Raw genomic sequence first — 6625 nt, forward strand, 5'->3', positions numbered from 1 at the left:
CCGCCTTGTATCTCACAGTTGCCTCCCGGTGGTGAGCCGGCGAGGCTGACGGCGGACGGCAGCCCGAGACCGCCTGGGGTGAATGAGCCCGTCTCTGAGCTGGGGGCGCCGTCCGTCATCCCATCCGGGAACCCGAACGGTCGCCTGGGCCGCTGCCGAACGGCTGCGAGCCCGCATTTGCAAGGACGGGTCATGGACCAGCTTCCTACTGCGGCGCACAGCTTTGTCGGCATCGACGTTTCCAAGGACCGCCTCGATGTGCATCTCCGCCCATCGGGCCACGCCTTCGCCATCCCGCGTGATGGTCCAGGTCTCGACCAGCTCTTGGCGCGGCTGCGGGCCGAACCACCAGCCCTTGTCGTTATCGAGGCCACCGGCGGCTTCGAACTCACTGTCGCTGCCGCGATCGCCGGCGCCGGCCTGCCTTTGGTCGTGGTCAACCCACGCCAAATCCGCGACTTCGCTCGCGCCACCGGCCGCTTGGCCAAGACGGATCGCCTCGACGCTGCGGCGATCGCGCTTTTCGGCGAGCGCGTCCGCCCCGAGCCAAGGCCACTCCCAGACGCCGCCACGCAGACCTTGGCCGAACTCGTTGCCCGCCGTCGCCAAATCATCGAAATGATCGGCATGGAGCAGAATCGCGTCCGCCAAACCCGCGCCCCCAAGGTCGCCCAAACCATCCACGCCACACTCAAGGTGCTCGAGGCACAGCTCGCCGAACTTGACCACGACATCGACGACACCATCCGTGGTTCGCCAGCCTGGCGCGCTGCCGACGACCTCCTTCAGAGCGTCCCCGGCGTCGGCAGCATCACCGCCCGCACCCTCATTGCCGAAATGCCCGAACTCGGCCGCCTCGATCGCCGCGAGGCCGCTGCCCTCATAGGCGTCGCACCCGTCAACCGAGACTCCGGTCAGATGCGTGGCCACCGGGCCATCGCCGGCGGCAGGACGAGCATCCGCAATGTCCTCTTCATGGCAACCCTCAGCGCCATCCGCTGGAACCCGGTCCTCAAAGCCCACTACCAGCAACTTATCGGCCGCGGCCGCCCCAAGAAGGTCGCCATCGTCGCTTGCATGCGGCGCCTCCTTGGTATCCTCAACGCCATTCTCAGGGCCAAGACCCCATGGCAATCCGCTTGACCCGCAAGACGGTCGCTCAGAGGCCGTCATCTTCACCTTGGCCGCGAGGCTGAGCTTGCGGATCAAGCTCGCCAACCTAGCTGGACCCGGCCACACCTCCGGCCATCCGAGTGCCGTCCTACCTATCCAGCATCGATCCATGCACCCAGCCGAAGGGCTGATCCTCGCCCACCTGTAGCCAACCGCCCGGCGCCTCGCCGAATATGCGCACAGTTGAGGCACGCGGGATGATACGGACTACCGTCCCGCCGCCACCCGGTTGACTGCGGATGTTCACCGGGTGGGCTGCAGTGGTGGTCACCACGCGCTCTCCAGCTAACGGGAGTGTTGCCGGCTTAGGTGACGTTGGCGCCGGTGGGCTGGCTACTCCCGAAGGTGGCGTGGTGGTCGGCAATGCCCCGCGCTGCTGAGCAAGTGCAGCGTCGAGCGGCAATGGCGGTAAGACACGTGCCTGCGGGCGCCCTGACGGTGGGCCGCCACCCTCGAAGCAGCGGTCGAGCATCTCAACGAAGACACGGCCTGCTTCCGAGTTTGACATGCCGATCACGAGGTCCGCCCGCTCAGTCTTATCCTCCCTCAAGGTCACGAGCGCCACGAAGGGGATGAAGGGGTCGGTGGCCTCGCCGGTCGGGTTGACCTGACCGCATACGGCGATGGTGTTCGGTACTTGCTGTCGCCAAGCTTGCACGGCGCGCATTTGCATTTCACCCACCATGCGCAACCGAGCCCGCACCTGCGCCTCAGCAGCCTGGCGCGCGGATGCGAGAGTGGGCTCAGGGCTAGGCGTTTCCTTGGGCGGATCACCGCATGCCGCTAAGCCCACCCCAATCACTGTGAGCACCAGCGCGACGAGCCTATGCATCATAAATGCCTGTCCGTGAGCGCGCCTTTTAGGCGGGACACGGCCAACACCCCAAGCAAGTGCCGGCCCATTGCAGCCTAATGTGAAAGTTGGGCAATCACTTAGAAGCGACCTCCAACCCTGTGCACTTCGAGCACTGCGCGTCCCGCCTCCTCGGAAACGACGCCATCAGTGCCGGTGGGGTGATCCCGCCCGGTTTTTGCCCATCCAGGATCGCCCGCACGATGTCTGGCGCCAGCAGCGTCAGCCGCAGCAGATTGCCCAAATAGCCCCGCTCAATGCGCTCTGCTTCCGCCATCTCGCTGATCGAGGCGTCCAGCAGCCGCTGGTACTGGAACGCCCGCGCCAGCGCCTTAACCAACGTTGGATCGGCGCGTGTGGCGACGGCAGGCACACCCTCCCGCACCGGCATGACCACCGTCTTCCGCTCCGGCCGCCGCGGAAAGGCCAGCGGCACCCGGACCGTGATGCTTGCCGCTTCGGCCACGCCTCCATTGGGCTCCCCGGAGCCAACTGGCGGTCAGATCGGCCCAAAAGCGACCTTCGTGCCGGTCACCGTACACCCGGTATCGATGGCCCGCCCGACATCGCTGAACGGTAGCCAAATTGGCAGCTTTGCGCCCACTCCCGCCGCTCAGGATTTCCATGCCATTGCCTCGAAGCGGACATTGGTGACGGGGATGACGATGGCCAGGTTGGGCGGAAAACAGACCGTTCTGCTTTCTGATCCTCAATTGGGAGGTGGCCTCCTGCCCCTGACACGTCGCGACGCGTGGGGGGCTCCGGCTTGCAGCGTGACTGTCCAGAGTAACCGCAGTCGTCACCCAGCACTCGCGGCCACGACGATCGGCTGTCGCAACTTAGCGTACGCAACGAGCGCGAGCAGCGCCGTGGCGGCGAATGCTGCCGCCGCGCCTAGGGGTGCCGCTGCATCTCCGGTCAGGTCGTGCGCCAAGCCCGCGAGGGGCGGGAGGAAAGTCATGGGAAGGAAGAATATCGTCCAGAACAGGCCCATGCCCAGCGCGCGGTGCTCCGGCGCGAGCACCGCGGCCGGCAGGGCCACGATTGGGCCGGCGGTCGAGCCGAGCGCCACCCCAACGACGACCAGCAGGGCCGCAGGTGCAACGTCCAGCGTCAAGGCCAGCGTGGCGGCCGCTGCGAGGGCGATGCCCCCAGCGATGCCTAGCAGCGGCCGTGGCAGGCGGCCAAGTAGCCACCCACCAAGCGGCCCGACCGGCACAGTCGCGAACGCGACGAGGCTGACCAGGGCGGCTGCCGCCTCGGCCGACATGCCCCGGCCCACGAAGAACACCGGCGCAAAGCCGAGCAGCACCGCGAAGCCAGCATTCGGCAGCCCCCAGACCAGGGCGGCGGCGGTCACTGCGCCGATCTCCCTAGCGTTGAGCCGGACGCTGCGCCGCATACCGCCGCCACCCGAGGTCCCGGTCAGTGTGGTCGCCGCTGCGGCCAAGCTGATCAGGGCAAGGACCGCCGTCACAGCCATCGCCCCGCGCCATGACCCGAAGAGGGGGAGCGCGACAAACCCCATCCCGATGCCGAGCGGGTAGCCGGCGAGCAAAGTGCCCATTGCGGCGGGAAGCGTAGGCCCCGTGAAGAGGCCGGCGACGATGGCCGGGAGGGCGACCAGCAGCAGCACGGCGCCCGCTCCCGAGATCAGCCGGCCGGCGAGCGCCACGGCAAAGCCCGGGGCAGCCCCCAGCAAGAAGCCACCCAGGACGAGGAGGCTGAGGCCGGCGAGAACGATCCGGCGGTGGCCGAGCTGGGCGATCAGCCAGCCGGCGAGAAGAGACAGCGCCAGCCCGAGCACCGAGTAGGCACCCACCAGCGTGCCGAGAAGGGCGTGGTCGAGACCGAGGTCGGCGATCATCGCCGGCCCGACTGCGCCCACGGATTGGAACTGCACGCCGTAGGCGACGCGGGCAAAGGTGAGGACGGCGAGCAGCGTCAGCGGGCCACGACGGCTCTGAAGAGTTTCCAAGCGCCGTTCCTCCTGTCCCCTAGCGCGCCAAGCTGCTGCGCTTGCAGGGGCCGCGTCAAGGTTGACCGCAGTCGGGAGCAAGCCCCTGGGTTACCTTGGCGGACATCGCGAAGGTCCGGTTGCGAGCGCGCTGAGCGAGAGTCTGCTCTGGTCGGAACCTGCCAAGGGGCTACGTGCCGTTTGGGTCCGCTTGGGCGTCCCGCGCGACCCAAAGCGGCCAGTCTGCTTTCGGCCAACACCGATCATGCGGCTCCGCACTCACAACGGTCACTTGAGGCCGCGCCTGGCTTCTCTAAAAAGCGGAGAATGCGCCGCCGAGCTCGACTGACCCTGCTGGGCGAAGCGGACGATTGTTCCGCAACCGGGATCGGCACACAGGCGATCACCGGTTTCGCCATACAGGGGGCGCCGACTGGCCTCGTTCTTGGCCCGGGCCGCATCGTGTTCTAGCGTTCCTGTGGGATGGTTCGCAGGCGAATGTGGGCGCCTGCAGGCTACCTAAGGACCAACCGTGGAGGAAACGATGAACACCGTCCAAGCCTCACGGCGCGCCGCGCTTGCAGCTGGCGTCTCCGGGATCTTTGCTGCCGCTGGCTCCGCGTCGGCACAAGCGCCCGCGACGACTACGCCGGGTGCTCAACCTCGCCCGATCACAGGAGGCGGCGACTTGGTGCAGGGTTTCTCGCGTGAGCGCTTGGCACGCATCCGGCCCGCATTGGAGCGGGAAGCCGAGCGCGGCTCCTTCCCCGGTTGCGTTGTCGCGGTCGCCCGCAACGGGCAGGTCGTGCACATGGAGGCGGTCGGCCACCAGGGCGCCGCTCGTACGCGCCCGATGCCGATGGACGCGATCTTCCTGCAGGCCTCGATGACGAAGCCCATCACCTCCGTCGCGGCGATGATGCTGGTCGAGGAAGGGCGGATGAAGCTCAACGACCCCATCACGAACTGGATGCCTGAACTCGCCAACCTGAAGGTGGAACAGCGCCGCGAGGGGCAGCCGGCGGAAGACGTGGCACCCATTCGGCCCATCCTCGTTCATGATCTGCTTCGGCATACCGCCGGCTTCATCTATTCCAACAGCGCGCCGACACCGCGGCTGAAGGAGCTCTACGAGGGACACAACATTGAGGCCTCGGCCGGCCCGATCACCGGCGACGAGATGCTGCGGCGCCTCGGCACCATCCCGCTCGCGCATCAGCCCGGGACGATGTTCCACTACTCCATATCGACGGACGTGCTCGGCCTGCTGGTGGAACGCGTGTCGGGCCAGCCGCTCGACCGCCATTTCAGGGAACGTTTGCTCGATCCGCTGGGCATGCGCGACACGGCCTGGTTCGTGGAGCCCGGGAGGCGGGGCCGCTTGGCGGAGGCTCCGACGACGGACCCGCAGACCGCGCCGATGTGGCGGGCCTACCGCATCCTGGAGAACGAGGCCGGGCTGTCCTACTTCCGCGGCGGCGCGGGCATGGTCTCCACGGCGGCTGACTACCTGCGCTTCTCCCAGATGCTCGCCAATGGCGGCGTGTTGGACGGGCAGCGCTACCTCGCGGCGCCGGTCGTGAACTTCATGATGTCCAACCACATCGTGGGCATGGGCGGAAACCCCTCCGCCTCCACCGGACCGGGGTATGGCTTTGGCCTTGGCTTCGGCGTGCGACTGGCGGATGGAATGGGCTTCTCCCCAGGCAGCCCTGGCGATGCGATGTGGGCGGGCGCGTGGGGAACCTCCTTCACAATCGACCGGGCCGAGGGGCTTGTCGGCATCCTGATGGCCCAGGGCCCGAGCAACCGGGTGCAGACCCGGATGCTGTTCAAGAACCTCGTCTACGGCGCGATGGCAGAGAGCCGACGCGCCCCAACCTGACGTGCGGCGCTCCAGCCCTGACGGGCTGGAGCGTTTGGGATTAGGCGCCGAGGGCTCGCGGTTCCGAGGTCGCGAACGTGGCCGCCCGGCCCGACCACGACCCGCTCCACCAGCGCCCGCACGATCCGCGCCTGCTCGGCTGGGAACAACTCGCCCCAAAGCGGATCCAGCCGCTCCAGCGCGTCCCGGACCTCCATCTCGGTCAGCTCTGGTGCTTCGGCCCTCGCCGCTAGCCAAGTGCCCACGACGATCTCAGGCTGCCGCAGCAGCGCCCGGACCTGGTCCACCACTGCGGCCTCGATCTCCGCCGCCGACACCCGGCGCACAATGCCGTCGTCTTTGGCACCCGCGTCGCCCTTCAGCACGCGCTGCGCCACGTAATAGCGATACAACTGGTCGTTCTTTCAGGAATGGGCCAGCGGCAGTGCCGGCGGCAATATCCAGGCGTTGGCGGCGCTTTGCATCCTTGCTCAGCGTCGGCGTCAGTCATGCGATAGGTCCCAGCCGATCCAACTGCAGATAGCGCGGCCCATAACCAGTTTGAGGTCGTCCCCCGACAACCAGGGCAGTTCCTCTGTGAACATCGTCACGCATTGCCGATAGGTGCATGGCATGCGGGTGATGTCGGTACCCCAGAAGAAGCGGTGTGGCCCGAAAGCGTCGTAAATGCGCCGAAGTCCATCATGGATGTTTCGGAACGGATAGGGCTGGGTCGAGTAGCCAGGTGCGCCGGTCGCCTTGATTGCGACATTGGGGA

7 protein-coding genes are annotated in these 6625 nt (G+C 67.2%); 2 read left to right on the forward strand and 5 right to left on the reverse strand.

The window, feature by feature from the left end; translation table 11 throughout:
• Nucleotides 1-192 precede the first annotated feature (192 nt).
• On the forward strand, nt 193-1143 hold the full coding sequence (locus EP26_RS28970; RefSeq protein WP_043344532.1) for an IS110 family RNA-guided transposase: 951 nt from the start codon (nt 193-195) through the stop codon (nt 1141-1143).
• A gap of 118 nt (nt 1144-1261) precedes the next feature.
• On the opposite strand, the gene EP26_RS34120 is transcribed toward EP26_RS28970, so the two are convergent.
• The 3 genes from EP26_RS34120 to EP26_RS28980 all read right to left on the reverse strand — a co-directional run bounded on the left by EP26_RS34120 (nt 1262) and on the right by EP26_RS28980 (nt 4004).
• On the reverse strand, nt 1262-2008 hold the full coding sequence (locus EP26_RS34120; protein WP_084113120.1) for an SH3 domain-containing protein: 747 nt from the start codon (nt 2006-2008) through the stop codon (nt 1262-1264).
• A 94-nt stretch (nt 2009-2102) separates the two neighbouring features.
• On the reverse strand, nt 2103-2492 hold the full coding sequence (locus EP26_RS28975) for a hypothetical protein (protein ID WP_043344534.1): 390 nt from the start codon (nt 2490-2492) through the stop codon (nt 2103-2105).
• 333 nt (nt 2493-2825) lie between these two features.
• Entirely contained in the window at nt 2826-4004 is a 1179-nt protein-coding gene (locus EP26_RS28980; RefSeq protein ID WP_043344536.1) for an MFS transporter, read from the reverse strand.
• Between the two features lie 511 nt (nt 4005-4515).
• On the opposite strand from EP26_RS28980, the gene EP26_RS28985 reads away from it, so the two are divergent.
• Nucleotides 4516-5868, forward strand: coding sequence for a serine hydrolase domain-containing protein (locus EP26_RS28985; RefSeq protein ID WP_245624561.1), 1353 nt, complete (start codon nt 4516-4518; stop codon nt 5866-5868).
• Here EP26_RS28985 and EP26_RS28990 read toward each other — a convergent pair.
• A complete protein-coding gene (locus tag EP26_RS28990) occupies nt 5829-6260 on the reverse strand; it encodes a hypothetical protein (RefSeq protein ID WP_043344541.1) in 432 nt (143 codons plus the stop codon). The two genes, EP26_RS28985 and EP26_RS28990, sit on opposite strands and share 40 nt — an antisense overlap.
• Nucleotides 6261-6350: 90 nt before the next feature.
• On the reverse strand, nt 6351-6625 hold a 275-nt coding region (locus EP26_RS37045; RefSeq protein ID WP_211259605.1), incomplete at its 5' end, for a hypothetical protein.

Source organism: Belnapia moabensis DSM 16746, from assembly GCF_000745835.1.
Lineage (GTDB): Bacteria > Pseudomonadota > Alphaproteobacteria > Acetobacterales > Acetobacteraceae > Belnapia > Belnapia moabensis.

Coding starts and splice junctions, on each gene's coding strand:
- EP26_RS28970 (WP_043344532.1), top strand. CDS start 193: ATGGACCAGCTTCCTACTGCGGCGCACAGCTTTGTCGGCATCGACGTT.
- EP26_RS34120 (WP_084113120.1), bottom strand. CDS start 2,008: ATGATGCATAGGCTCGTCGCGCTGGTGCTCACAGTGATTGGGGTGGGC.